General features: G+C 71.8%; 1 protein-coding gene. It reads left to right on the forward strand.

The genetic code is table 11. From position 1 onward, the window contains the following. On the forward strand, nt 1–220 hold a 220-nt coding region (locus WFI00_RS17780; protein WP_336633694.1), incomplete at both ends, for a hypothetical protein.

The following is a 220-nucleotide window of genomic DNA, read 5'->3' on the forward strand; positions in this document are numbered from 1 at the left end:
ACCCTCGGCCTGCAGGCCACCGCCGTCGGCAACCACGAGTTCGACCGCGGCTTCGCCGACCTCACCGGACGCGTCACCGACACCGCCGACTACCCCCAGCTCGGCGCCAACCACAAGGGCACCACCACCCCCGCCCTCCCCGAATACCGCCTCCTCGACGCCGACGGCCTCACCATCGGCATCATCGGCGCCGTCACCCAGGAGACCCCCTCCCTCGTCT

This window comes from Microbacterium sp. MMO-56, assembly GCF_037146215.1.
Classification (GTDB): domain Bacteria; phylum Actinomycetota; class Actinomycetes; order Actinomycetales; family Microbacteriaceae; genus Microbacterium.